Below are 25,389 nucleotides of genomic sequence, written 5' to 3'. Positions count from 1 at the left end.
CTTACGCCTTCTTGTAGGGCCGGCTGAACAGGCCCTCGGGTTTGAACATCAGCACGGCCAGGAAGACGCCGTAGGCGATGGCGTTGGTCCAGCCGCCGGAGATGAAGAACTGCACATAGGCCTCGATCAGCCCGAGGATGATGCCGCCGGCCAGCGCGCCGACGACATTGCCGATGCCGCCGAGCGCCAGCGCCACCAGCGCCTTGAGTGAAAAAATAAACCCAGCAAAGGGGTTGAAGGGAAATGTTGTAGCAACAGCGACGCCGGCTGCACCGGCCAGCGCAATGCCGATGGCGAAGGCGATCGCATTGACCTTGTGCGGGCTGATGCCCATCAGCGTCGCCGCCGTCATGTCCTCGGAGGCTGCCCTCACCGCCTTGCCGACTAGCGTGTTGCGCAGGAACAGCACCACCAGCCCGGTGCCGGCCAGCGCGATCAGAAAGCCCATCGAGCGGGTGAACGAGGTGCGCACGCCGAGAAACTCGATGCCGCTTGCCGTGTAGCTGGTGACGACGGCGGCGGTGTTGCCGCCCCAGATCACCGTCATCAGGTTCTGCACCAGGAACATGACGCCGACCGCGATCAACAGCGAGATGTTGCGGTCTTCTTCCGCCGCCGCCTTGCGGAACAGGCCCTGGTAGATCAGCCATCCCGCGCCGAAGCCGACCGGCACCATGATGGCGAGCGACAGGAACGGGTCGATGCCGAGATGCTGGAACAGCGCCCGCACCAGATAGGCGGCCAGGATGATCATGGCGCCCTGCGCCAGGAAGATCAGCCGCATGGTGCCGAAGATGAGGCTGAGGCCGACGGCGGCGACGCCATACATGGCGCCGCCGAGCGCGCCGTTGATGGATAGCTGCAGGAAGATGTCCGGCGAGGGCAAGGTCATCACAGCTCCAATACGCCCATATAGGCTTTCTGAACTTCGGGATCGGCGATCAGCTCGGCGCCGGTGCCCTGCATGGCGATCTCGCCGGTCTTCAGCACGAAGGCGTGGTCGGCGATCTTCAGCGCCTGGTGGATGTTCTGCTCGACCAGCAGGATGGTGACACCCTGCCGGTGCAGTTCCTCGATCAGCTTGAACATCTGCTGCACCACCAGCGGCGACAGGCCGATGGACGGCTCGTCGAGAATGAGCAGCGACGGCTCCGACATGGTGGCGCGTGCGATCGCCAGCATCTGCTGCTCGCCGCCCGACAGCGACCCGGCCTTCTGCCCTGCCCGCTCCTTGAGCCGCGGAAACAGCGCATAGGCCTTCTCCAGCGACTGCTTCATGCGAGCCCTGGCCTTTGGCTGGAAAGCGCCGAGTTCAAGGTTCTCCAGCACCGTCATCTGGCGAAACAGGCCGCGCCCTTCCGGCACATGGGCGATGCCCATGCCGGCGATCTCCTCCGGCGCGCGGTTGAGCAGGGAAGCGCCGGAAAGCAGGATCTCGCCGCGTTTCGGCTTCAACAGACCGGAAATGGCGCGCATCAGCGTCGTCTTGCCGGCGCCGTTGGCGCCGACGATGGCAACCACCGTGCCCGCCTCGACATGGATCGAGACGCCCCACAGCGCGCGCACGTCGCCATAGGCGACTTCGAGATCTTTTACTTCAAGCAGCCGGTTCGCCAAGATAGGCCTCTATGACTTTGCGGTTGGCGACGATTTCGGCGGGCGTGCCGTCGGCGATCTTGACGCCGTGGTCGAGCACGACCACCCGGCTGCACACCTTCATGATGGCGTCGACCTTGTGCTCGACCCACAGGATGGAAATGCCCTTTTCCGAGCGCGTGCGGCGGATGACCTCGACCATCTGGCGGATTTCGGTCGGGTTGAGCCCGGCCATCGGCTCGTCGAGCAGGAGCAGCGCCGGGCTGGAGGCAACCGCGCGGGCGATTTCGAGCAGCCGGCGGTCGGACAGCGTCATATGGGCGGTGGTCACGTTGCGCTTGGCGGCAAGTCCGACCAGTTCCAGCGCCTGCTCCGCCGCCTCGGCGGCGTGGCGCACACGGCCGCCGCCGCCGTAGACGGCGCCGACCATGACATTTTCGAAGGCGGTCATGGTGAGAAAGGTGCGCACCAGCTGGAAGGTGCGGGCGATGCCGAAACGGCAGATATGGTGCGGCTGCGCGCCGGTGATGTCGCGTCCACCGAACAGCACCTTGCCGCGCGTCGGCGCGTAGATGGCGGTGATGACGTTGAACAGCGTCGACTTGCCGGCGCCGTTCGGCCCGATCAGGCCGACCAGTTCACTGCGGCCGACGGCAAGATCGATGCCATCCAGCACGACCAGACCGCCGAACCGCTTGGTGACCGCCTCGAGGCAAAGCACCGTCCCGTCTGGCTGCATGAAGTGTTCCATTCCCCGATTTTTATGGCAGGCGGCCGAACCGCGCGCCAGGCGGCGGCGGGTCGGCGGCCTCGTGCGGGACGAACGGGGCGACGCCTTTGCGGCGACGTCGCCCCGCTGCCCACCCCCTATCAGCGCTTGTCCCAGGCCGGTGCCGGCTTGTAGGTCCAATCGCCGTTCGGGAAGATCAGCTGATGCTTGCCCTGCCACCATTGCGTGGCGACGGACGGGATCAGCGCAAAGCCACCCTCGTCGAATTTCAGCGGCCCGACGACGGTGTCCTTGAACTCCTGGTTGAAGACGGCGTCGTGGACGGCGCTGGCATCGGTCGAACCGGCGCGTTCGATCGCCTGGAACAGCACCTGCGCGTTGGCGTAGAAGGCGCCGACGGTGACCGAATCCTTCTTGTATTGGGCCTCGTAGCGATCGCCCAATTCCTTGGCGCCCTTGTAAGGGTAGCTGGCCGACCAGAACCCGTCGGTCAGGACGTAGTCGGAATCCTTGCCCAGCGCGTCATGGAATTCGCCGGTCCAGGTGCCCTTCCAGCCGTGCAGGTAAGGCACGCTGAAGCCGAGCTCCTTCATCTGGCGCATCAGCGTGATGGTGTCGGCGGGCGAGCCGAACACCAGCATGGCGTCGACATCGGCGGCCTTCAGCTTGGTGATCATCGCCGAATAGTCGGTCGAGCCGGTCGCCCAGGGATCGTTGAAGGCAAAGGTATAGCCATATTTCTTCGCCGCCGCCTCGAAGGCACCGCCAAAGCCCTTGCCGTCGGGCGAATCCTCGGTGACCAGCGCCGGATGTTTCGGCCGCTCGTTTTCCGGCAGCTTCTGCCATATCTCGAACGGCACCTCGGCGCCGGGACCGGGATGGAAGAAGAACAAGGCCGAATATTTGAGCTTGAGCGGCTGCCATTCGAACGGGAAAGCCGTCGTGATCATGTAGAACTTCTTGTATTTCTCGGCCACGATCGCGCCGGCAACGTTGAGCGGGCCGGAATGGGTCGACAACAGGATGTCGACCTTCTGCACCTTGACGAGGTTCTCGATCGCCGAGGCCACCTTGGCCTCCGCGCTCTCGTCGTCGGCGATGACCAGCCGCACCGGCAGCTTCTTGCCGGCTTCCTTGATCATGATGCCGCCGGCCTTGTTGATGTCCTCGACTGCCTGCTTGTAGGCCCATTCCTGTTCCTTGCCGTCGCCGGCGAACGGACCGGTCAAGGAGACCGGCGCGCCGATGACGATCTCGTCGCCGGCGGCATTGGCGACAACCGTCGCGCCGGCGCTCAGCACCGTGGACAGCGCAAGCGCCGCCATCATTCCTTTCAGGCTCATTTGCATTTTCTCCTCCCAGATCCGGTCCCGCCAGCCCCACGCCGGTCAGGCCATGCCCCCAAAACCCGTCAGCCGGTCGCCTCCGCGACCAGTTTGGTGTCGGTGAACTGCTCGAACCGCAGCACCTTGCCGTCCTCGACATCCCAGACATGGACGACGCGTGCCTTCATCGGCCGGCCCGTCCGCTTGTAGGTGCCCGAATAGGTGCCGATGCCAAGCACGGTCGAACCGCCGTCGACCAGCCGCTCCAGCTTAAAGGTGTAGCCCTCCCACTCATCGCCGATGCGTTTGAACACGCCTTCGATGATGGCGACGGCACCGACATAGGTGCCGGCGTAGGGAAAACCCGCCATTTCGGTCCAGGCGGTGCGGTCGGTGATCGGCGCCATCATCGCCGCCAGATCCTTGTTGTCGGAGCCGGCGTAATGCGCCTTGATCGCTTCGTAATTCTTGCTCATGGCTTCACCCGCGCGCTCAGACCGGCGCACGCCCCTCGTCGTAGACAGTGGTGGATTTCTTCTCGATCAGTGCGCCGGCGGGCTTGTTTTCGACCGCGCCGGTCGAAGTCACGCCGAGGAACTTGCCGGTCGAGCGCATGCCGTCCCAATTGTAGAAGAACAGCGAGGCGACCGGGATGATGAACTCGCGGAAGCCGAAGACATACTGGTTCTCGGCGAACTTCCAGGTGGTTGCGAGATCGACGTCGCCATGGCCGCGCTGCACGCCGACCAGGTTCTGCCAGGCATAACGCTGCGACGACAGGTAGACGTGTTCGTAGAGGTGGTTCGGGCTGTATTGATAATGCGCGGTGAGCCCGATGAGGTCGCGCGTCGGTGCTGGCTCGATGCCGGTAGGCGCCGCCGAGGCATCGCCAAGAACGCCGGCCAGCCAGGTTTGCGCGACGCGCGGCTCGCCCGGCGCCTCGCCGGCATCGCGCACCCGCTCGCGCACCGAAAGCACGCGCCGTGTCCGCGTGTTGACGATGAAGGCTTCGTCCTCGGTGGTGCGCGCGCCGAAGGTCATGTTGATGAAGAAGGTGTCGGGCGCGACTTCCAGCGCCTCGTACCAGTCGACGCCGGCCTCCTTGCCCTCGCCCCAGGCGACGGTGTCCGGGCTGGTGAAGGCGAGATCGACCTGGCGCCCGCCCTTCAGCGTGATCTTGAAGGTCTGGCCTGCCAGGGCCTTGGTCGTCGGCAGCCGGTTGGTGGCGATGCCGGCTGCGAAGTCGTCGAAATGCTTCCAGTCGGCCGGTCTGTTCACGTCGTTCATCACAAGGTCCTCAAAGGCTCAATCGACAAAGGCTAGGGTCGGCAGGTCGACCACGGTGGCACCGCCGTCGACGGTCAGGATCGACCCGTTCATCATTGCGGCCTCGTCGGAGGCGACGAAGCAGATGACGTTGGAGATTTCTTCCGGCGTTGCCGGGCGGCCGAGCGGCACATCCCTGGTGACCAGCCGGTAGGCCTCGTCGACCGAGGCCAGGCCGTGTTTCTCGACGACGACCTGCATCTGCTCGTCAGCCATGGCGGTCGCCACCCAGCCGGGGCAAATCGTGTTGGTGCGCACGCCGCGGCGGCCGTAGTCGCGCGCCAAGGATTTGCCGAGGCCGACGCAGGCATGTTTCATCGTCACGTAGCCGGCGGCGGCCGGACCGGCGAACAGGCCGGCGATGGAGGCAACGACAACGATGTTGCCCTTGCGCGAGATCAGGTCGGGCAGGCATTCGCGGGCACAGACGAAAGTGGTGTCGAGATTGGTGCGGGTGGCAAGCGCCCAGGTCTCGTCGCTCATCGAAATGGTCGGGCCGACGCCATGGCCGCCGGCATTGGCGATCAGCATGTCGACCAGGCCGAACTTCGCATGCACCTGCTTCAGCGCGGCGCGCACAGCATTGGCGTCGGCGGCATCGCCCTGTACGATCAGCGCGTTGGTGTCACCCGCAACCGCTTCGAGCGGCTCGCGCCGGCGTCCCATCAAAACGATGTTGGCGCCCTCTTTCGCCATGCGCCGGGCAACCGCCGCGCCGATGCCGGTGCCGCCGCCGGTGATGAAAGCCGTCTTGCCGGAAAATCTCATTTCGATCCTGCCTGTCGCGACCGCAAGGTGCGGCCGTCCTCTGTCGCCAATAGTGCGATGTCGACCGGCGGGCGTCTTGTCCGAACGGGAACTTTGTTTTGACTGAACGTGCACTGGCCCGGTGATCGTCTTGCGGCCCGCGCATGCGGTTCCTACCCCTGACTGCACGGTCGAACGACGAACCGATGCCAGGAGGAAGCCGTGAACGAAAGAATAGCACCGCCCATCAGCGCAGCCGCAGCCGCCTTCCTGGCGCGCAGCCATCGCCCGTTCATCGACGGACGCTTCGTCGATGCCGCCGGTGAAGGCCTGCCGGTGGACGATTCCGCCACCGGCGAGATCGTGGCCCGCGTTCCGGAGAGCGGCCCGCAACTCGTCGACCTTGCAGTGCGCGCCGCCCGCGCCGCGCTCGACGGCCCGTGGGGCAGCATGCGGCCCGTCGACCGGCAACGGCTGATGCTGAAACTCGCCGATCTGGTCGAAGCCGACGCCGACCTGCTCGCCGAGATCGAGAGCATCGAAAACGGCAAGTCGCTCGGCGTCGCTAAAATGCTGTCGGCCGGCGGAACGGTCGACTGGCTGCGCTACTATGCCGGCTGGGCCACCAAGATCGAGGGTTCGACGTTCCAGGTCTCCATCCCGGTGCCGCCCGGCGCCAAGCACCACGCCATGACCGTGATGGAACCGGTCGGCGTGGTCGGCGCCATCGTGCCGTGGAATTTTCCGCTACTGATCGGCACCTGGAAGATCGCGCCGGCGCTTGCCGCCGGCTGCACGGTGGTGTTGAAGCCGCCGCATGAGACGCCGCTTGGCTTGCTGAGGCTGGCGGAACTGATCGAGGCGGCCGGCTTTCCGCCCGGCGTCGTCAACATCGTGCCCGGCTCCGGCGCCGTCACCGGCGAGGCGCTGATCAACCATCCCGGCATCGACAAACTGACCTTCACCGGCTCGACCACTATCGGCAAGCGCGTCGGCCACGCCGCCGTCGACCGTGTCGCCCGCTTCACGCTGGAACTGGGTTCGAAATCGCCGATGATCCTGTTGTCGGACATGGAGGACGGCATCGAGCCGCTGCTCGCCGGCCTCGGCATGTTCTTCAACCAGGGCCAGGTCTGCACCTCGGCCGCCCGTATCCTGATCGAAAAGCCGATCTATGAGCGCACGCTGGCAAGGCTGGCCGAAATCGCCGACGGCATGACGCTGGGCGCCGGCCGCGACGAGGGTGCGCAGATCAACCCGCTGGTCTCGGCCAAGCACCGCCACAGCGTGATGGGTTACGTCGAGCGCAGCCTCGCCGCTGGCGCCGAGCAGATAAGCGGTACGCGCACCGTGCCGGCCAAGGGCCACTATGTTGCGCCGACCATTCTGCACAATGTCTCGCACGACATGGAGATCGTGCGCGAGGAGGTGTTCGGGCCGGTGGTCGCCGCCATGCCGGTCGCCGATCTGGATGAGGCGATCCGCGTCGCCAACGACACGCGCTACGGACTTTCGGCCTCGATCTGGACGCGCGACATGGGCAAGGCGATGACCGCCATCCACGCGCTGAAGGCAGGCACGGTGTGGGTGAATTCGCACAACACGCTGGACGCCGCCGCACCGTTCGGCGGCTTCAAGCAGTCCGGCATCGGCCGCGAGCATGGCCGCGCCGCGCTCGAGGGCTATCTCGAGACCAAGACCGTCATCATGCGGTATGCCTGAACCGATGACGGAAAATTTCGACTACATCATCGCCGGCGCCGGTTCCGCCGGCTGCACGCTGGCGAACCGGCTGGTCAATGCCGGCAAGCGTGTGCTTCTGGTGGAGGCAGGCCCCGCCGACAACACCCGCTTCATCGACATGCCGGCGACCTTCGCCAAGGTGATCGGCACGGCGCGCAGCTGGATTTATGAATCAGACCCGGAACCTGCCGTCGGCGGTCGCAGATTGCCGATCCCGCAGGGCCGCACGCTGGGCGGCGGTTCATCGATCAACGCCATGCTTTATGTGCGTGGCCAGCCGGAAGATTATGACGGCTGGCGCGACCTTGGCTGTCCCGGCTGGGGCTGGGACGACGTGCTGCCGGTGTTCAGGCGCCTGGAGCGCAACGAAAGACTGGCCGGCGAACGCCATGGCGACGCCGGCCCCCTGCCCGTTTCCGACCCGCGCCATCGCCACCCGCTCTCGCTCGCTTATGTGCGGGCGGCCCAGCAGGCCGGCTATCGCTACAATGACGACTTCAACGGCGAACGCCAGGAAGGTGTCGGTTTCTACCAGACCACGACCGGCGGCGGCGAACGCCAGTCGACCGCGAAAGTGTTCCTGAAGCCGCTGGCCGGCAATGCGCGGCTGAAGATCGTCACCGACGCGCTGGTGACCGGCCTGATCCTGGAGAACGGCGCGGCGCGCGGCCTTTCCTACACCACCGCTGGCGGCGGTCAGCACATGGCGACGGCCGAAGCCGAGGTGATTTTGGCCGCCGGTGCGCTGGGCACGCCGAAGATCATGCTTCTGTCCGGCTTGGGACCGGCGGCCGCGCTTGCCGGCCTCGGCATTCCGGTGATCCGCGACATCGCGGCCGTCGGCGCCGACTACCAGGATCATGTCGCCGCCCCGGTCTATGCGCTGACGCGCCAGCCCATCTCGCTGCTTGGCGAGGATCGCGGCCTGCGCGCGCTGCGTCATGGCGTCCAATACGTGCTTTTCCGCAACGGGCTGCTCGCCTCCAACGTGGTGGAAAGCGGCGGCTTCTTCGACACCGACGGCGACGGCCGGCCGGACGTGCAGTTCCACGTGTTGCCGGTGATGATCGAAAGCGCCCAGCACGGTTCGATCGAACGGCACGGCATGGAGATCAATCCCTGCGTTCTGAGGCCGAAATCGCGCGGTTCGATCGCCTTGCGCTCATCAGATCCCAACGAGCCGATCCGCTTCACCACCGGGTTCCTCTCCCATGCCGACGACAGGGCGACGCTGCTTGCCGGCATGAAGATCGCGCGCACCGTGCTGCGCCAGCCGGCGCTGCAGGCGGTGGTGAGCGAGGAACTGGCGCCGGGCGCCGCCGCCGACCTCTCCGACGCCGCGATCCTCGACCATATCGAGAAACACGCGAAAACCGTCTACCACCCGTCCGGCACCTGCCGCATGGGCACGGACGCTACCGCCGTGGTCGACCCGCAATTGCGGGTGCGCGGCGTGCCGCGACTGCGCATCTGCGATGCCTCGATCATGCCGCGCCTCACCAGCGGCAACACCAACGCGCCGGTCATCATGATCGCCGACCGCTGCGCCGATTTCATCCTCGCCGGCGCCTGACCGTGCCGGCCGCGGCCGGTGTGGGCCTTCCGCACCGGCAACCATGCCCCACCACAAAGCTGTTGACGCTCACGTAAATCGGGAGTTCCATTCCCGTATGCGTACGGAGATTTCCGGCGCGCCATCGCATTTTATGCGTTTTCAATGCGTTACGGCCGGACAGTCAAAAAAGGGTGGAGGAAAGCATGCTGCATGTCAGACCCGATTTGCTGCGCGAACGCTTCGAGGCACAGCGCCGCGCCTTCGCCGCCGAGCCATTCCCGACGCTGGTCGTGCGCAAGGACCGGCTGAAGCGCCTGCTGGCGCTGACCGACAACCACGAAAAAGCCATTTGCGAGGCCATCGCCGCCGATTTCGGCAGCCGCTCGGCGCATGAAACCCGCTTTGCCGAGCTGTTCGTGGTGCGCGCCGGCATCAACCACGCCATCTCGCATGTCGCCTCCTGGATGCGCGCGCGCCGCGTCGCCACCAGCCTGCCGTTCCTGCCGGGCTCCAACCGGCTGGTGCCGCAGCCGCTCGGCGTCGTCGGCGTCGTCTCGCCCTGGAACTACCCGTTCCAGCTGGCCGTGGCGCCGGCCACCGCAGCCCTTGCCGCCGGCAACCGCGTGCTGATGAAACCGTCCGAACTGACGCCCGCCTTTTCGGCACTGCTCGCCGACCTCGTCGCCCAGCATTTCGCGCCGGAGGAAGTCGATGTCGTTACCGGCGACGCCGAGACCGGCAAGGCCTTCGTCTCGCTGCCCTTCGACCACCTCATCTTCACCGGCTCGACGGCGGTCGGCCGGCAGGTGGCGCTTGCAGCCGCCGCCAACCTGACCCCGGTGACGCTGGAACTCGGTGGCAAGTCGCCGGCGATCCTCGATCCGTCCTGCGACATGGACGCGGCGGTCAGGAGCATCGCCTTCGGCAAATTGCTCAACGCCGGCCAGACCTGCATCGCACCCGACTACATCATGGTGCCGCAAGGCCAGGCGGCGGCCGTGACCGGCAAGTTCGCCGAAGCGGTGAAACGCTTCTATCCGACGCTGAAGGCCAACAAGGACTATTCCTCGATCGTCTCCGACCGCCATTACCAGCGGCTGACGGCGCTGGTCGAGGAGGCGCGCGCCGGCGGTGCCGAGGTGACCGAGATCAACCCTGCCGGCGAGACATTGCCGCCAGAGGGCCGCAAATTCGCGCCGACCCTGGTGCGCAACGCGCCGGAAGACAGCCGGCTGATGCGCGAGGAAATCTTCGGGCCAGTGCTGCCGATCCTCGAATACGCTTCGCTGGACGACGCCATCGGCCACGTCAATCGGCACGACCGCCCACTGGCGCTGTACTGGTTCGGCACCGACACGACGGCGCGCGAACGCGTGCTGCACGAGACGATTGCCGGCGGCGTCACCGTCAATGATTGCCTGCTGCACATCGCGCAGGAACGCCAGCCCTTCGGCGGCGTCGGCGCCAGCGGCATCGGCGCCTATCACGGCGAATGGGGTTTCCGCACCTTCAGCAAGGAAAAGCCGGTCTTCCTGCAATCGCGCTTCAATGGCGGCGCGCTGCTGCATCCCCCATACGGGGCGATGTTCGAACGCGTTTTGAAGATGCTGAGGCTGGTAACCTGACGGCGGAAGCGTCAGCCGGGACAGCCTACCGGTCCGGCAACCCTTCGCCGATCAGCCGCATGAATTCGGTCTCGGCGGCGGTGGCGTAGCGCTCCTTGTGGCGCAGCATGTAGAAGCGGCGGCGCGGCACCGGATAATCGACGGCGATCAGGCTGCCGGCGGCGAGCGCGTTGGCCGCGACGAGGCGCGACATCACCGTCACCCCTGCTCCCGCCGCCACCGCCGTACGCACTGCCTCGTTGGTCGGCAGCACAAGGCCGATGTCGATATCGGCCTCGGCGATGCCGTCCTTGCGCAACATGGCGGCGAGCGTGGAACGCGTTCCCGAACCGCTTTCGCGCAACACCCAGCTGGCCGAACCCAGCACCGGCTTCTCGTCCTTGCCGAGTTGTCCCCAAGGATGCCCGGCCGGCGCCAACAGCACCATCTCGTCCTCGGCCACCGTAGTGACGGCAAGGCTCGGCTCGTCGACCTCGCCCTCGACGAAGCCGAGATTGGCCTCGCCGTCGCGCACATGAGCGGCGACCGTCTCGGTGTTGCCCATGGTTAGCGACACGCCGATGCCGGGATGCTGCGAACGGAAGGCGTGGATGAAACGCGGCAGCCAGTAATTGCCGACGGTCTGGCTGGCGCCGAGGCCGAGCGAGCCGACCTTCAACCCGGCGAGATCGGCCAGCACCAGTTCGGCGGCGGCGGCGCGCGCCAGCACCGACCTCGCCTCGGCGAGAAACAGGCGGCCGGCATCGGTCAGTGCGATCCGGCGGCCAACGCGGTCGAACAGCTTGGTCGCATAACGCGCTTCAAGAGCAGCAACGGCAGCACTTGTCGCCGATTGCGTCAGGTTGAGGTCGCGCGCCGCGTTCGTCACATGCTCGCGTTCGGCGACGGCAACGAAGATGCGCAACTGCTCCAGCGTCATTCAGGTTCCTCAACCTGCGAACTTGACCAAAAGCAGGCTGAAGCAAGCGATAAAGACAAACGCCGAAAGCGCAAGCAGCAAGGGGCGCAGGCCGCGCGAGCGGATCTTGCCGATATGCGTCTGCAAGCCCATGGCGGCAAGGCCGACCGAGAGCATGAAGGTGGTGGCGAAGACGATCAGCGACTTCACTTCGGCCGGCACTTCGACGGCACTGTTCAGCACCACGACGGCGACGAAGGCGACCACGAACCACGGCATTGGCGGCTTCGCCGTCTTTTCGCCGGTCCTGCTCCGCGCCGCCAGCAGGCCGAGCGTGATGACCACAGGGGCCAGCATCGCCACCCGCGCCAGCTTGGCGATGGTGCTGATCTCGCCGGCTTGCGGACCGACCTGGAAGCCGGCGCCGATGACCTGCGCGATTTCATGAATGGAAGCGCCCGCCCACAGGCCGAAACCATGCGGGTCGAGGCCGGCCGGCCCTGCCAGCAACGGGTAGCCCAGCATGGCGACCGTGCCGAACAGGGTGACGCAGGCAACCGCATAGGCGACGTCCTCGTCGCTGGCGCTGGTCACCGCATTGGTGGCAACGATGGCCGAGGCGCCGCAGATCGAGGTGCCGGCGGCGATCAGTTCGGCGAGCTTGCGGTCGACGCCCAGCATGCGACCAAGGCCAAGCGTGAAGCAGAAGGTGGCGACCAGCGACAAGGCGACGATGCCGACGCCGGTGACGCCGATCGCGGTGAGTTGCGTCAGCGTCAACTGGAAGCCGAGCAGCACGATTGCCTGCCGAAGCAAGGTGCGTTGGCAAAACGCAATGCCGGGGCGCGTATTGGCCGGCAGGCCGACCAGGTTGGAGAAAACGATGCCGACGATGACCGCCAGGATCATCGGGCTGAAAATGCCGAGCCCCGGCAACTGCCGGATCGAGAATGCGGAGGCGGCCACGATGACAGCCAGCACGATGCCGGCCCAGACCGTTGCCTTGTCGGCGCGCGCCGGCTCCCTGGCCGCTGCGGGCGAAACGAGGGGGCGGTCGAGGGACGAGGCGACAGACACGGCTATTCTCCAATTCCAATCGGAATTGGAATGCCATTCTATCTATCGCCGATCCAACGCATTGTTCGTGTCGAATCGTTCGATCCAGCCGAACGATTCCACCGACACCAAGGCAACAGCCTGAAAGCCGGAGAGGCTCAGCCCAGCCAGCGCTCGTAATCCGCCACCAGCAAGTGCAGCGGCGCCACATCTTCCTCGATGTCGGAGAAGCGGCCGATCGGCTCGCGGAAGATGTTGTCGGTGAGGTCGTCGTTGACGGTGGAGACCTCGCCGATCAGCACGTCCTTGCCCTCGGCCCAGAAGGCGTGCCACACGCCGGGCAGAAGCGTGACGCTCTCGCCCGGATCGAGCTTGAGCAGGCCGCCGGCCGGCAGCTTGCGGATGGTGCCGTCAACCGGTACCGAGACCTCGGCCTTGGGGTCGATGCCGCCCTCGGCGTCGGGCATGAACAGTTCCAGCACCAGCTTGCCGCCGCCGCGGTTGATGATGTCTTCCGCCTTGATGACGTGGCGGTGCATGGGCGAGAGCTGGTCCTTGCGCGAGATCATGATCTTCTCGGCATAAAGCATGCCGGCGCCCTTCTTCATGTCCTCGAAGCGGCCGTTGCGCACGGTGAACAGGAAGAGGCCAAGCTCGTCGAATTTGCCCTGGCCGTAATCGGTGATGTCCCAGCCGAGGCGGGACTCGAAAATGCCGGCCGAGCTGCCGCGCCGCGCCTTCATCTCCTCCGGCGTCCAGTAAGCGAACGGAGGCATGATGTAGCCGAAGGAGCGGATGAAGGCGTCGGCCTCGCGGATGATGGCGTTGACGTTCGAGCGTTTCATGAAAGCGGTCCCGTAAGAGCGGCGGTGGCGTTAGAGCGCCGCGCGTCCAATTGGACGCGCAAAGGACGCTCTGACACTTTTTATCTGCTGCATCGTGCCTGTCGAAAATCGATTCCGATTTTCTGGCCGATGCAGCAGCATTTCGCATAGCGCAACGCCCCGCCGCTGTCGATGCGCGGGCAGCGATCCGATCAGCTATCGGCGCGCCGTGCCGCCATGCGGCGCATGGCGATGACGCGGCGGCGGCGGATTTCGGTGCGCATCGCCATCATGTGCAGCGCGAAGAACAGGACGGTGAAGCCCACCGCCATCACCAGCAAGGGCCACAACAGGCTGGGATCAATGGTCGGACCGTCAAGCCGGAACACGGATGCCGGCTGGTGCAGCGTGTTCCACCAGTCGACCGAAAACTTGATGATCGGGATGTTGATGAAGCCGACCAGCGTGATGACGGCCGCCGCCCAGGCGGCGCGGGTGACATCGTCCAGCGCGCGGGTCAGCGCGATGATGCCGAGATACATCAAGAACAGCACGAACACGGAGGTGAGCCGGGCGTCCCACACCCACCAGGTGCCCCACATCGGCTTGCCCCAGATGGAGCCGGTGATGAGCGCGAGCGCCGTGAACACCGCGCCGATGGGTGCCGCCGCCTTCAGCGCGACATCGGCCAAGGGATGTCGCCACACCAGCGTGCCGAGCGCCGAAATGGCCATCACCGAGTAGCACATCATCGAGAGCCAGGCGAAAGGCACGTGGATATACATGATGCGCACGGTGATGCCCTGCTGGAAATCCTCCGGCGCGGTGAAGCTCATATAGAGGCCGACGGCCAGCACGACGGCCGCAATGCCGACCAGCCACGGCACCAGCCTGTCTGCCAGCGTCATGAAACGCGTCGGGTTGGCCAGGTCCGCCCAGCTCGAAGAACGTGCACTCGTTTCGCTCATGCGATGTTCTTTAGAGCTTTTCGGATCGGGATTGAAGCCGTTCTGAAAAGACAACACCGCGCACCTTGAAGGTACGCGGTGTCATGATTTTCGCGAAACTGGCGACCAGAGGCCAGCCGGTTCGATGATTAAGCGGCTTCGCCGGTCACCGACACGACGCTGAGGCGGCGAACCTCGTCGTCGTTGAGCAGGCCGCCGGCACGCAGCAGCGAGGCAAAACGGCCATTGCGCAGCGACAATTCCTGGAAACCGCCCATCTCGACGACCTGGCCCTTGTCCATGAAGACGACCAGATCGGCGTCGCGGACGGTGGTCAGGCGGTGAGCGATGACGAAGGTGGTGCGGTCGCGCCGCAGATCGTCGATGGCTTCCTTGACACGGCCTTCCGTCTCGACGTCGAGCGCGCTGGTCGCCTCGTCGAGAACCAGGATCGGCGCGTCCTTCAGCACGGCGCGGGCGATGGCGATACGCTGACGCTCGCCGCCCGAAAGCTGGCCGCCGCGCTCGCCGACAAGCGTGTCGTAGCCGTTGCTCTTCGACAGGATGAAGTCCTGCGCGACCGCGGCGTTGGCGGCTGCGTGCACTTCCTCATTGGTGGCGTCGGCGCGGCCGACGCGGATGTTGTCCTCGATCGAGCGGTTGAGCAGGCCGGCATCCTGGAAGACGGTGGCGATCGAATGGCGCAGCGACTTGCGGGTCACGCTGCGCGTGTCGATACCGTCGATGAGGATGCGGCCCTGGTCCGGCGTGTAGACGCGCTGCAGGAGGTTGATGAGCGTCGTCTTGCCGGCGCCCGTCGGGCCGACGATGGCGACCGTCTGGCCGGCGGCGACTTCGAAGGAGACATCCTCGACGCCCTGGGTGGAGTTGGCGAAGGAGAAGCCGACATTCTCGAAGCGGATATGGCCGGTGACCTTGCCAAGATCGCGCAGGCCTTCCGGCTCGGCCGTCTCGGCGGCCGCTTCCTCGAGCTTGTAGAAATCCTCGAGCTTGGCGCGTGCTTCCGAAATCTGCGTCACGAAGGCCGAAACCTGGTCGAGGCGCGAGATCAGCAAGGTGGCGAAACCGGTGAAGGCAACGACATCGGCGATGCGCAGTTGATTGTGCATGACCAGATAGGAACCGATCAGGAGCACCACCATCATCGAGATGGTCGAGGACAGGCGGTTCATGGCGCTGGCCAGCGCCCACCAGTCGAGAACCGGGTTCTGGGCATTGAGCAGGTCGCGCACATAACGCTTCAGCGTTTCGGTTTCCTGGCCGATACGGTTGTAGCTCTGCAGCACGGCAACGTTGCTGACGGTGTCGGTCACGTGGCCGAACACTGTGTGATAGTGGCGCTCCACATTGGCCTGGCCCGCCTTGGTCTTGCGCATGACCAGCCGGCCGACGGCGAAGTAGAACACGCCGAGCACGAGCAAGACTGCGGACATGCGCATGTCGAGGCGCATCGCGGTCGGCACCAAGAACATCAGTGCGACGACGGTCGACAGATGCTGGCGCATGAATTCGAGCCAGAGGCTGAACAGCGACTCCACCGCGCGCAGCAGCGTCTGCAGCGAGTTCGAGGTGCCGCGCTGCTGGTGCCAGGCAAGCGGCATGGTGATGACGCGCTCGAAGGATTCGCACAGCACTTCCGAACGCCGCTTGTGAGCGAAACGGTCGGCGCCGCGGGCGACGAGCACGAATGCAATGATGTTGAAGGCGCCGAGACCTGCCCACATGACAAGTTCGCTGATCGGGTTGGTGCGCTCGGCGATGGCGCCGATGACCTTACCCAGCAGCAGCGGCTCGTAAACCGCGACCATCGCAAGCATGACGTTTGCCAGGCAGATCAGGGTGAGACGCTTCTTGTCGGCAGTAAGATAGCCGAGCGCTCTCCAGTAGATTTGCAGCAGTGACAACTCGATTACTCCGCGAAACGATCCATTGTGCGCCGCATTATTGCGGTGAACACGTATCTCCAGATGAGCGGCAAAACAATGCCCACCAGTGCCTTCTGTTCCGTTCCGTCGAACAAAACATGACAACGGGCAGAAATCTGCCGTGATCGCGTAACGGTTTGAGATAAAAGGTGAAATCCCAATGCTGCGGCAAAATTGCGGCAGAAGCCCGCCGCTGCCACATTTTTGTGCATTTCAAGGCAGCCGCCGGTGACTTCCGGCGGCCGCCCTCCGGCATCAGGCCGGTATCTTGACGACGACCTCGGTAATCTTGCCGTCCTTGAGGTCGAAGGCGTTGCCCTTGACCTTGGCGCCATCCACTTCCAGCGAGATCGTCTTGGCGCCCTTGGCGCGCACGACGCGGACCGCGTGCTCGGTGCCGTCGATCTTGAGCCTGGCCGAATAACCCGGCCAGTCGGACGGCAGTTTCGGGTTGATCTCGACGCGCTTGCCGCGCCGCTCGATGCCCAGAATGCCTTCCACAGCGGCACGGTAGAGCCATCCGGCGGAACCGGTGTACCAGGTCCAGCCGCCGCGCCCGCCCTTGCCTTCGCCGGCATAGATGTCGGCCGCGACGACATAGGGCTCGACCCGGTAGTGTTCGGCCGCGTCCGCGTCGAGGGCGTGGTTGACGGGGTTCAGCATCGAGAAGCAGCGATAGGCCTCGTCAGTGCGCCCCATCTCGGCCAAGGCGATGACGAACCACGTCGAGGCGTGGGTATATTGGCCGCCATTCTCGCGCACGCCCGGCGGATAGCTCTTGATGTAGCCGGGATCCTTCGTGGTCTTGGAGAAGGGCGGCGTGAACAGCTTCACGATCTTGAGCTCTTCGTCGACCAGATGCTTGATCGCCTGATCCATCGCCGTATGGGACCGCGCCGGATCGCCCTCGCCCGACAACACACTCCACGACTGCGCGATCGAGTCGATCTTGCACTCGTCGGAACCGCGCGAACCGAGCGGCGAGCCGTCATCGAAGCTGCCGCGCCGATACCACTCGCCGTCCCAGGCCTTGTTCTCCAGCGCTCGCTTGAGGTTGGCGGCATGCGCCTCCCAGGCCTTGGCGTGCTTGGCATCGCCCTGTGCCTTGGCGACCGCAGAGAAGTCGGTCAGCGTCTTCAGCAGGAACCAGCCCAGCCAGACGCTCTCGCCCTTGCCGCCAACGCCGACACGGTTCATGCCGTCGTTCCAGTCGCCGCCCAGCATCAACGGCAACCCGTCGGCACCGGTGCGCTGGATCGCTAGGTCCAACGCCCGCGCGCAGTGCTCGTAGAGCGGCACGATCGTCTTGGAGACTTGCGGCTCGAAGAAGGAGTCGTGCTCGCCCTCGGCCAGCGGCTTACCCTCGATGAACGGCAGCGCTTCCTTCAGGATCGACTTGTCGCCGGTCACGGTGATGTAGCGCGACACCGCATGCGCGAGCCAGACGACGTCGTCCGAGATCGTGGTGCGCACGCCGGCGCCGGTGCGCGGCAGCCACCAATGCTGCACGTCGCCTTCCGGGAACTGGCGTCCGGCGGCGTTCAGGATTTGCTCACGTGCCAGCGACGGGTCATGCGCCAACAGGGCCAGCGTGTCCTGCAGCTGGTCGCGGAAGCCGAAGGCGCCGCTCGCCTGATAGAAGGCGGTGCGGGCACGAATGCGGCAGGCCAGCGCCTGATAGGGCAGCCAGTGATTGACCATGGCATCCAGTGCCTTGTCGGGCGTTTCTACCTGGATCGTGTCGAGGAAGCCGCGCCAGGCGACCTCGTTGTCGGCAAGCCGCTTGTCAAAGTCCTTGGCGCGATGCGTCTTGACCAATGCGCTCGCCTCGCCGGCGGAACCGGCGTCGCCCATCAACCACAGCAGCGTGACGTCGCCGCCCGCCGGAATGTCGACGTCGCGCGCCAATGCCGCGCATGGATCGTCGCCGGCCTCGATGCGGCCGGAGAGCGCAGCACCCGCGGTGACGGACTGCGGCGACGCGCTGGTGCCGTGCCGGCCGAGGAACTCCTGTCGGTCAGCGGTGAAGGATTGCGGTTCGCGATCGCTGGCCAGGAAGGCGACGCGATCACCGAAGTCGAGCCCATAGGGGTTCTGGGCCAGGAGCGCGCCGGTTGCCTCGTCGCGCTGCGACAGGATGGTCGCGGCCGTCTTCGAGCGATGGCTGCCGAGCACCCATTCGGCGTAAGCGTAGATGCGCAGCCTTGCCGGCTCTGTGCCGGAGTTCTGGATACGCAGCCGCGTGACGCGCACGGGGTCCGTCGGATCGACGACATGGGTCAAATCCATCGACAATGCGCCACGCTTGGTGCGGAAAGTGGAAAAACCCTGCCCGTGCCAGGTCTCGTAGACCATGGCCGGGTCGCGCAGCAGCGCCGCCGTCGGCGAATAGGATTCGCCGCTGTCGAGATCGTGGATGTAGATGCCCTCGCCCGGCCGGTTGGCGACCGGATCGTTCGACCACGGCGTCAACTGATAGTCGCGGCTGTTGCGGCTCCAGGTGAAGGCAGCGCCTTCAGCCGATGTGTGGAAGCCGAACGCCTCGTTGGCGATGACGTTGATCCATGGCTGCGGCGTCGAGCGACGACCGGTCAGGCGCACCACATAGTGACGGCCGTCGCCGTCGAAGCCGCCATAGCCGTTCCAGTAGTTGAGATCGGTGCCGTCGGCGGCGATGTCCCTGCCATCCTTTTCCGGCTTGCGGGGCGCGGGTGTCTCGGCGATTTGTGCCGCCCGACCCGGATTGAGCACGTCGCGTGCCTGGATCGCCGCCGCCTCGGCCCGTTCGATCTGGTCGAAGATCATGCCGTTGCGGGTGTGCAGCACCACGCGCGCCACCGCCAGCAGCGTCTTGTAGGTGGTCTCGTCCATCAAATCGCGACGCACCGCGAAGATGTGCTGGCGCGGGCCGAACTCGTTGCCGCGCAGGCGGCTGTTCTCGCACAGAGCATCGATCGCCTGCTGCAGGTCCTGGACATAGGAAGACGCCTGCTCGTTGACGATGACGAGGTCGGCCGTCATGCCGCGTGCACGCATATACTCCTGGAAACGCAGCGCCTCGGCGACGATCTCCAGATCGGCGACGTCGCCGATGCGTACCGCGAAGATCGGGAAGTCGCCCGAAATGCTGGTTGGCCACAGGCTGGACTGCTTGCCGAGACCGGACGCGACCGCGTCCGACGGCAGGCGCAGGAACGGATCGGGATAGATCAGGTAGCGCGCCAGCTTCTGCACATTGGCCGCGTCGGTCAGGCTGAGGCCGAGATGGCGCGTCTGCACCTGCGAACGGGTCCAGGCCAGCATCGCCTGGCGGGCGAAGCTCTCGGCATGGTCGAGCCGTGCGATCGCCTCGTCCAGTTCGGTGCGGTTGGCACCGACCACCGTCCAGAAAGTGAGCGATATCTTCTTGTTGGCCGGCACGCGCACGCGCCGCCTGAGTGCGGCGACCGGATCCAGTGTAAAGCCGGCATGACCGCCGAGCTTTGCGTCGGGATCGAAGGCGGCGGCATCGGCGATGGTGCGGCCACGGCCGATGAAGGCGCGGCGGTCGGTCTCGGCTTCGCCGTCGCGGGCAAGACCGGACGGATCGGTGACGAAGTGGGCCGCGGCGATGTCCGGCTCGCCGGCGTCGCGCTTGCGGCGCGCGGCGAAGATCGCATTTCTGTTAGGCGCGATCTCAGTCTCCACGAACATCTTGGAAAACGCCGGATGGGCATTGTCGGAGGCGTCCGTGCCGAGCACCAGCTCGGCGAAGGAGGTCACCTCGATATGACGATCGGTGGCGCCGTCATTATAGAGCGTGACCCGCCTGCCCTCGCCATTGCCTTCGGAAATGACGATGCATTCCACTTCCGAGCGCAGCGAATGCACGGTCTTGATGAAGGACGCCTTGTCGTCCGAGAACTGTGCCTGGGCAACCTCGCCCGGCACGCGCTTCGGCTCGACGGTGGCCGACCACCAGTCGCCGGTGTCGGCATCGCGCAGGAAGATGTAGGAGCCCATCCGGTCCTCGGTCGGGTCCGGCTGCCAGCGGGTGACGGAAAAGTCGCCCCAGCGCGAATAGCCCGAGCCGGTCGCCGTCACCATCACCGAATAGCGGCCGTTCGACATCAGATTGGTGGCACGCAGCGCCCAGGCGGGGTCGAGCACGACCCGCGTGTCGGGGTTCTGGAATTCGGTCTCGTCGGCGACGGCCTGTTCCTCGACGTCGGTTCGCACCGTGTCGGCCGGGATTTCGCGCGGCGCCTTCTCCTGCAGCAACAGTTCAGCGGATTCGATGACCGGATCGCTGTGGAAGCGGTCGCGCAGCCGGCCCTCGAAGACGGCGTCGGCGATGGCGGCGATCGACATGCCGGAATGGTGCGCGAAATAGTTCTGCACCACGGCATGGTCGGTGCCTTCCGGCACGCGCTGCGGCGTGAAGTCGACGGCGTCGTAATAGCCGTAGCGGCCAAGCGCGCCGATGCTTTCGAGACGCTTCAGATTGGCGACGGCCTCGCGCGGCATGAACTGCGCGGCCATGATCGTCGCATAGGGCGCGATCACCGTGTTCTGGCCAAGACCGCGCTTCAGGCCTAGGCCGGGCACGCCGAAATTGGTGTACTGGTAGTTCATCTCGCGGTCGCGGGCATTGTAGGCCGCTTCCGAAATGCCCCACGGCACGTTCTTGGAACGGCCGTACTGCATCTGCCGCTTGATGATCAGCTTGCTTGTCTGGTTCAGGATAGAGCCCTGCGGTTCCTTCATGACCAGCGGCGGCATCAGATATTCGAACATCGAGCCGGACCACGACATCAGCGCGCCGCGGAAACCGATCTCGACCACCGGGCGGCCGAGGCGGAACCAATGCTCGGTCGGCAGGTCGCCCTTGGCGATGGCGAACAGGCTGGTCAGGCGGCATTCGGAGGCAAGCAGGTCGTAGCAGGCCTCGTCGAGCTGACGCTCCTCGACCCGGTAGCCGATCGACAAGAGTTTGCGGTCCTGCCGCAGCAGGAAACCGAACTCCATCTCGAAGGCGTAGCGACGGGTGCGCTCGTGCAATTCGAGCAGCTTGACGCGCAACGCCTGCGCCGCCTTCTCGTCGGCCTGCGCGTCCTGCACATGCGCCTCGCATGTCGCTTCGAGCCGCGCCGCCCAGTCGACGATGATGTCGCTGGCGGTCGAATTGGCTTCGGCATGGATGGCGGCGGCGAGCTTGCGGATTTCTCCGGCAAGCACGGTCAGGTTGACGGTGCGCGCGGAAGCCATTTCGGGCTGCGCCTTGATGGTGCGCACGGCGCGGCGCATGCCGTCCAACCGGTCGGCCAGGCGCTGACGCAGCGGCCGCAGCTGGCGACGGTCGTCCGGCAGATCGTCCAGGCTTTCATTGAGGATGGCCACGGTGTCGAGCACCCCCTCGACATCGCCATGCAGATGCACGGACGGCGCTTCCGCCCATTCGGCGCAGGTCGCCGCCACCGTCACCAGATGGCCGGCGAGATTGCCGCTGTCGACCGCTGAAATATAGGTCGGACGCAGCGGGTTGAGCGTCGTCGTCTCGTACCAGTTGTAGAGATGGCCGCGGCTGCGCTCCATGCGCTCGATGGTCTGCATGGTCGCGTCGATGCGCGCGATCGCTTCCGACAGGCTGATCCAGCCGAAATCGCGGGCCGAGACGACCGAAAGCAAATAAACGCCGATATTGGTCGGCGAGGTGCGCGACGCCACGATCGGCTTCGGGTTTTCCTGGAAATTGTCCGGCGGCAGATGGTTCTGTTCGGCCGTGACGAAGTTCTCGAAATAGTGCCAGGTGCGGCGCGCCGCGACGCGCAGCGCATGCACGTCCTGCGGCAACAGGTGCAGCCGGTCCTCGGTTTCGGCCGAACGGCTGACCAGCCAGGCAAAGGCCGGCGAGCCGATCCAGAACAGGGCGAAGGCGAAGGCGACGAAGGCGCCGGTAGAATCGTCGAACACCGGGATGACGAGGCCGATGGCGCCGATGATCACCGCGCCATACATCATGCTGTAATAGGAGCCGATGTCGTTTCCGCTGCCCTTGTGCGCCTGCGAGGCGGTGCGCCATTCGAGCAGATTCTTGCGGCTGACGAACAGGCGGTAAAGCGTGCGGATGATAGCGTCGCCCATCATCCAGGCCTGGTGTGCCATCAAGACGATCTTCAGCGCCACCATGGCGGTGCCGAAGGCGATGTCGTGCGCCAAGGCCGAGAAATGCCCGCGCGGCGTGGCATCGCTGCTCTTCGGGATGATGGCGTTGACGATGTCGAAGGTGGGCGCCATGAACAAAGTCAGGATCAGCAGCGCCTGCCACTGCGCGGCTTGCGTGAACGGCAAAAGCGTCCAGCCGGCGATCGCCGCCATCACCCAGAAGATCGGGGTGAGCGAACGGCGCAGATTGTCGATCATCTTCCAACGCGACAATGCGGGCACGCCAGAACGCGGATCGAAGATGAAGCTCAACAGCTGCCAGTCGCCGCGCGCCCAGCGATGGGTACGCGAGGCGTCCACCCAGTAGCGGGTCGGATAATCCTCGACCAGCTCGACATCGGTGACCAGCGCCGAACGCGCCAGCGCGCCTTCGAGCAGGTCGTGGCTGAGCACGGTGTTGTCTTCGATGCGCCCCTTCAGCGCGGCCTCGAAGGCATCGATATGATAGAGGCCCTTACCGGTGAAGGAGCCGTCACCGAACACGTCCTGATAGAGATCGGACACGGCGAAGACATAGGGATCGAGGCCACGATTGGCCGAGAACACGCGCTGGAAGAACGACGCCTCGTCGCCGGTGGTCAGCGACGGCGTGATGCGCGGCTGCATGATGCCGTAGCCGGCGGTGACGCGGCGCTTTACCGGGTCGAAATGCGGCTTGTTCATCGGATGGCACATCTTGCCGATGAGCTTGGCGATCGCGTCGCGCGTGGTGCGCGTGTCCGCGTCCAGCGTCATCACATGCACGATGTTCTCCGGCAGCGGCGTCTCCAGCGGCAGGAAGGTGGTGTCGCTGTCGCCGCGCAGAAGCAGGTTCAATTCGTGCAGTTTGCCGCGCTTGCGTTCCCAGCCCATCCATGCGCCCTGCGCCGGATTGTAGAGCCGGCGCCGATGCAGGAGATAAAAGCGCGGCGCGCCCTCGGTCGGATAGCGCTGGTTGAGCATCGCGATCTGGCTATGGGCGAAATCGAGGATCTCGGTGTCGTTGGCACTGATTTCCGCCTTGCTGTCGGGCCAGTCCGAAAGCAGGGCGAAATGCAATTCGCCCGACATGTTGGCGAGGTGATGCACCTCGATGTTGCGGACATTCTCCTCGACATCGTCGCGGGAGCCGATCAGCGACGGCACCACGACCAGGGTGCGCGCCTCGACCGGAATGCCGTCCTTGTATTCATAGCCGACAAGGCGTGTCGGCTTGAGGAACAAAAGCACCACGGTGTTGAAGAAGGCGAGCGCGCCTTCGCTGGCCGGTACGGCGAACAGCAGCAACATCAGCGTGATGCCCGCGATCGGCAGACCAAGAGCGGCCAGCGCGTTGCCCGTCAACCACAACAAGAGGACGGTGAGCAGGAAAACCGGCAGCACGATGCCGAGCCAGCCGGTCTTGCGGAAACCGCGCAGGAAGCTGCGGCCGAGGCTCGGCGAATAGCCGATCGCCTTTTCAAGTTCGGGACGGCGCGAACCGACAAGGAAAAAGCCGATGTCAGTGCCGTTGGCCGCATCCGTAGCCTGGTCGACAGCCTGCCCGGCCGCCGCCGCCATATCCGTCGCCTTTTCGGCAACGACGTATTCCGACTGCTTCGAACGCTTGGCCAGTTCCTCGATCTCGGTGCGGTATTGGTCGCGCGAGGCGAAATCGAGTTCCGAGAAATTGGTCCGCTCGCGCAACAACGCGTCGATGCGGCTGACCCCTTCGAACCAGACCGTCCAGTCGACGTCGTTGATCAAGCGCAGGCCGCGGATGATGTTACCGGTGGTGACGTTGCCGCTCGACAGCGTCTGGTGCTCGGCGATGGTGATTTCCTCGGCGTCGGTGCCGGACTTCTCCAGCTCCGCCTCGAGCCATTCGAGCGCCCTGCCGGCATTCTGCGAACCGTCGCGCAGCCGGTAGAGCAGCTGGGTGGCGAAAGTGGTGTCGCCCGCATGCGCCTGGTACTTGCCCAGGATCGACTGGCGGTCGGCGCTGTCGCCGGCGGCAAGCACCTTGTCGGCGACGTCATTGGCGATGAGCCGCATGTCGCGCGAGCGGTTGACGCGCACGGCAAGGCGGCGAAGGTTTTCGATCAAGACGAAGCGCAGCAGCGACGGCAGCGCCCAGATCTCGCCGATCTTCATCGGCTCGATCGACTGGAAGCCCTCGACGATCGCCTTGAACATCTGCGAGGAGATCGAACTGTCGGAATGCGCGACATAGGCCCAGGCAACCGCAAGCGCGCGCGGAATGGCGGTGCCATCGGCGAGCTTCAGCGTCGGCAGCTGGCGATAGAAGCGGCGCGGCAGGTCACGCTTGATCTGATAGATCGTTTCCTCGACCAGATAATTGTTGTCGAGCAGCCACTGGGCGGCCGGCGTCACCGTCTCGCCCCGCGCCTGCGCGGCATTGGTCAGGCGGTAGACTTCGAGGATCTTCTTGGCGCTGTCGCGGTTGCGCTTCTGGAAATCGAACGGCTCGAGCCCGGCGAGATCGGAGACATCGCCCCGTGCCAGGCTTTCGCCCAGCGCCCGCAACCTGTCCTCGGACAAGTACTGCGACCGGATCGGCTCCTCCGCAGCGGCTGGGAAACGCGCGGCGGCGGTCCTGATTTCGGCGGGGCTATTCTGAATGTTCATCAAGCAATCCGTGCGGCGGGAACCGGTCGCGGCGCGACCCTATCGTCCCCGATGTTCGATATCGATTTACAGGTGATTGATTGCGTAGCAAAGCGGGTCGAACGAGCTTGTCCTCTCATCTCGTCGAAGATTAGTGGCCGTTGCTCCCCCGACAACCTCTATGCACGCGCCTGCGCTACCAACGGGCCGATCGAATGGCAAGGATTCAGGCATTTTCGTGATAGCGCAACCGCCCGGCGCGATATTTCGGGCCGGGCGCG

General features: G+C 65.2%; 16 protein-coding genes. 3 read left to right on the top strand and 13 right to left on the bottom strand.

Annotation, left to right across the window (positions count from 1 at the left end; translation table 11 throughout):
- Nucleotide 1 precedes the first annotated feature (1 nt).
- The 7 genes from FZF13_RS22685 to FZF13_RS22655 all read right to left on the bottom strand — a co-directional run bounded on the left by FZF13_RS22685 (nt 2) and on the right by FZF13_RS22655 (nt 5,745).
- On the bottom strand, nt 2-892 hold the full coding sequence (locus tag FZF13_RS22685) for a branched-chain amino acid ABC transporter permease (protein WP_024922262.1): 891 nt from the start codon (nt 890-892) through the stop codon (nt 2-4).
- The gene (locus FZF13_RS22680; RefSeq protein ID WP_024922261.1) at nt 892-1,605 is read right to left on the bottom strand and encodes an ABC transporter ATP-binding protein; all 714 of its coding nucleotides are present in this window, start codon (nt 1,603-1,605) and stop codon (nt 892-894) included. Before FZF13_RS22680 ends, FZF13_RS22685 begins: the two co-directional genes overlap by 1 nt.
- On the bottom strand, nt 1,598-2,335 hold the full coding sequence (locus tag FZF13_RS22675; RefSeq protein WP_036254715.1) for an ABC transporter ATP-binding protein: 738 nt from the start codon (nt 2,333-2,335) through the stop codon (nt 1,598-1,600). Before FZF13_RS22675 ends, FZF13_RS22680 begins: the two co-directional genes overlap by 8 nt.
- 131 nt (nt 2,336-2,466) lie before the next feature.
- On the bottom strand, nt 2,467-3,669 hold the full coding sequence (locus FZF13_RS22670) for an amino acid ABC transporter substrate-binding protein (RefSeq protein WP_024922259.1): 1,203 nt from the start codon (nt 3,667-3,669) through the stop codon (nt 2,467-2,469).
- Nucleotides 3,670-3,737: 68 nt separating this feature from the next.
- Nucleotides 3,738-4,127 (bottom strand): nuclear transport factor 2 family protein, encoded by a 390-nt coding sequence (locus tag FZF13_RS22665; RefSeq protein ID WP_024922258.1) that lies wholly within the window; start codon nt 4,125-4,127, stop codon nt 3,738-3,740.
- Between the two features lie 16 nt (nt 4,128-4,143).
- Nucleotides 4,144-4,938 (bottom strand): MoaF C-terminal domain-containing protein, encoded by a 795-nt coding sequence (locus tag FZF13_RS22660; protein WP_024922257.1) that lies wholly within the window; start codon nt 4,936-4,938, stop codon nt 4,144-4,146.
- Nucleotides 4,939-4,956: 18 nt separating this feature from the next.
- Complete coding sequence (locus FZF13_RS22655; protein WP_024922256.1) at nt 4,957-5,745, bottom strand: SDR family NAD(P)-dependent oxidoreductase; 789 nt, start codon at nt 5,743-5,745, stop codon at nt 4,957-4,959.
- Between the two features lie 201 nt (nt 5,746-5,946).
- Here FZF13_RS22655 and FZF13_RS22650 point away from each other — a divergent pair, with 201 nt between their 5' ends.
- From FZF13_RS22650 to FZF13_RS22640, 3 genes are all read left to right on the top strand, one after another.
- Complete coding sequence (locus FZF13_RS22650) at nt 5,947-7,446, top strand: aldehyde dehydrogenase family protein (protein ID WP_081766801.1); 1,500 nt, start codon at nt 5,947-5,949, stop codon at nt 7,444-7,446.
- 4 nt (nt 7,447-7,450) lie between these two features.
- Complete coding sequence (locus tag FZF13_RS22645) at nt 7,451-9,040, top strand: GMC family oxidoreductase (protein ID WP_024922254.1); 1,590 nt, start codon at nt 7,451-7,453, stop codon at nt 9,038-9,040.
- Nucleotides 9,041-9,225: 185 nt separating this feature from the next.
- Nucleotides 9,226-10,647 (top strand): coniferyl aldehyde dehydrogenase, encoded by a 1,422-nt coding sequence (locus FZF13_RS22640; protein ID WP_024922253.1) that lies wholly within the window; start codon nt 9,226-9,228, stop codon nt 10,645-10,647.
- Nucleotides 10,648-10,672: 25 nt separating this feature from the next.
- Here the strand turns inward: FZF13_RS22640 and FZF13_RS22635 are convergent, their stop codons facing one another.
- From FZF13_RS22635 to FZF13_RS22610, 6 genes are all read right to left on the bottom strand, one after another.
- Nucleotides 10,673-11,566, bottom strand: coding sequence for a LysR family transcriptional regulator (locus FZF13_RS22635; protein WP_024922252.1), 894 nt, complete (start codon nt 11,564-11,566; stop codon nt 10,673-10,675).
- A 9-nt stretch (nt 11,567-11,575) separates the two neighbouring features.
- On the bottom strand, nt 11,576-12,622 hold the full coding sequence (locus FZF13_RS22630; RefSeq protein WP_024922251.1) for a YeiH family protein: 1,047 nt from the start codon (nt 12,620-12,622) through the stop codon (nt 11,576-11,578).
- 137 nt (nt 12,623-12,759) lie between these two features.
- On the bottom strand, nt 12,760-13,446 hold the full coding sequence (locus tag FZF13_RS22625) for a D-lyxose/D-mannose family sugar isomerase (RefSeq protein WP_024922250.1): 687 nt from the start codon (nt 13,444-13,446) through the stop codon (nt 12,760-12,762).
- Between the two features lie 191 nt (nt 13,447-13,637).
- Complete coding sequence (locus FZF13_RS22620; RefSeq protein WP_024922249.1) at nt 13,638-14,393, bottom strand: heme ABC transporter permease; 756 nt, start codon at nt 14,391-14,393, stop codon at nt 13,638-13,640.
- Between the two features lie 128 nt (nt 14,394-14,521).
- Nucleotides 14,522-16,297, bottom strand: coding sequence for a glucan ABC transporter ATP-binding protein/ permease (locus tag FZF13_RS22615; RefSeq protein ID WP_024922248.1), 1,776 nt, complete (start codon nt 16,295-16,297; stop codon nt 14,522-14,524).
- 276 nt (nt 16,298-16,573) lie between these two features.
- Nucleotides 16,574-25,129 carry a glycoside hydrolase family 94 protein gene (locus FZF13_RS22610; protein WP_024922247.1) on the bottom strand — a complete coding sequence of 2,852 codons (8,556 nt, stop codon included), beginning with the start codon at nt 25,127-25,129 and terminating at the stop codon, nt 16,574-16,576.
- Nucleotides 25,130-25,389 lie beyond the last annotated feature (260 nt).

This window comes from Mesorhizobium terrae (assembly GCF_008727715.1).
Taxonomy (GTDB): Bacteria; Pseudomonadota; Alphaproteobacteria; order Rhizobiales; family Rhizobiaceae; genus Mesorhizobium; species Mesorhizobium terrae.
The sequence above is the reverse complement of the archived record's forward strand: the minus strand, read 5'-3'. Positions and strand labels throughout refer to the sequence as shown.

Coding starts and splice junctions, on each gene's coding strand:
- FZF13_RS22670 (WP_024922259.1), bottom strand. CDS start 3,669: ATGAGCCTGAAAGGAATGATGGCGGCGCTTGCGCTGTCCACGGTGCTG.
- FZF13_RS22640 (WP_024922253.1), top strand. CDS start 9,226: ATGCTGCATGTCAGACCCGATTTGCTGCGCGAACGCTTCGAGGCACAG.
- FZF13_RS22665 (WP_024922258.1), bottom strand. CDS start 4,127: ATGAGCAAGAATTACGAAGCGATCAAGGCGCATTACGCCGGCTCCGAC.
- FZF13_RS22685 (WP_024922262.1), bottom strand. CDS start 892: ATGACCTTGCCCTCGCCGGACATCTTCCTGCAGCTATCCATCAACGGC.
- FZF13_RS22625 (WP_024922250.1), bottom strand. CDS start 13,446: ATGAAACGCTCGAACGTCAACGCCATCATCCGCGAGGCCGACGCCTTC.
- FZF13_RS22660 (WP_024922257.1), bottom strand. CDS start 4,938: ATGAACGACGTGAACAGACCGGCCGACTGGAAGCATTTCGACGACTTC.
- FZF13_RS22675 (WP_036254715.1), bottom strand. CDS start 2,335: ATGCAGCCAGACGGGACGGTGCTTTGCCTCGAGGCGGTCACCAAGCGG.
- FZF13_RS22645 (WP_024922254.1), top strand. CDS start 7,451: ATGACGGAAAATTTCGACTACATCATCGCCGGCGCCGGTTCCGCCGGC.
- FZF13_RS22655 (WP_024922256.1), bottom strand. CDS start 5,745: ATGAGATTTTCCGGCAAGACGGCTTTCATCACCGGCGGCGGCACCGGC.
- FZF13_RS22620 (WP_024922249.1), bottom strand. CDS start 14,393: ATGAGCGAAACGAGTGCACGTTCTTCGAGCTGGGCGGACCTGGCCAAC.
- FZF13_RS22610 (WP_024922247.1), bottom strand. CDS start 25,129: ATGAACATTCAGAATAGCCCCGCCGAAATCAGGACCGCCGCCGCGCGT.
- FZF13_RS22635 (WP_024922252.1), bottom strand. CDS start 11,566: ATGACGCTGGAGCAGTTGCGCATCTTCGTTGCCGTCGCCGAACGCGAG.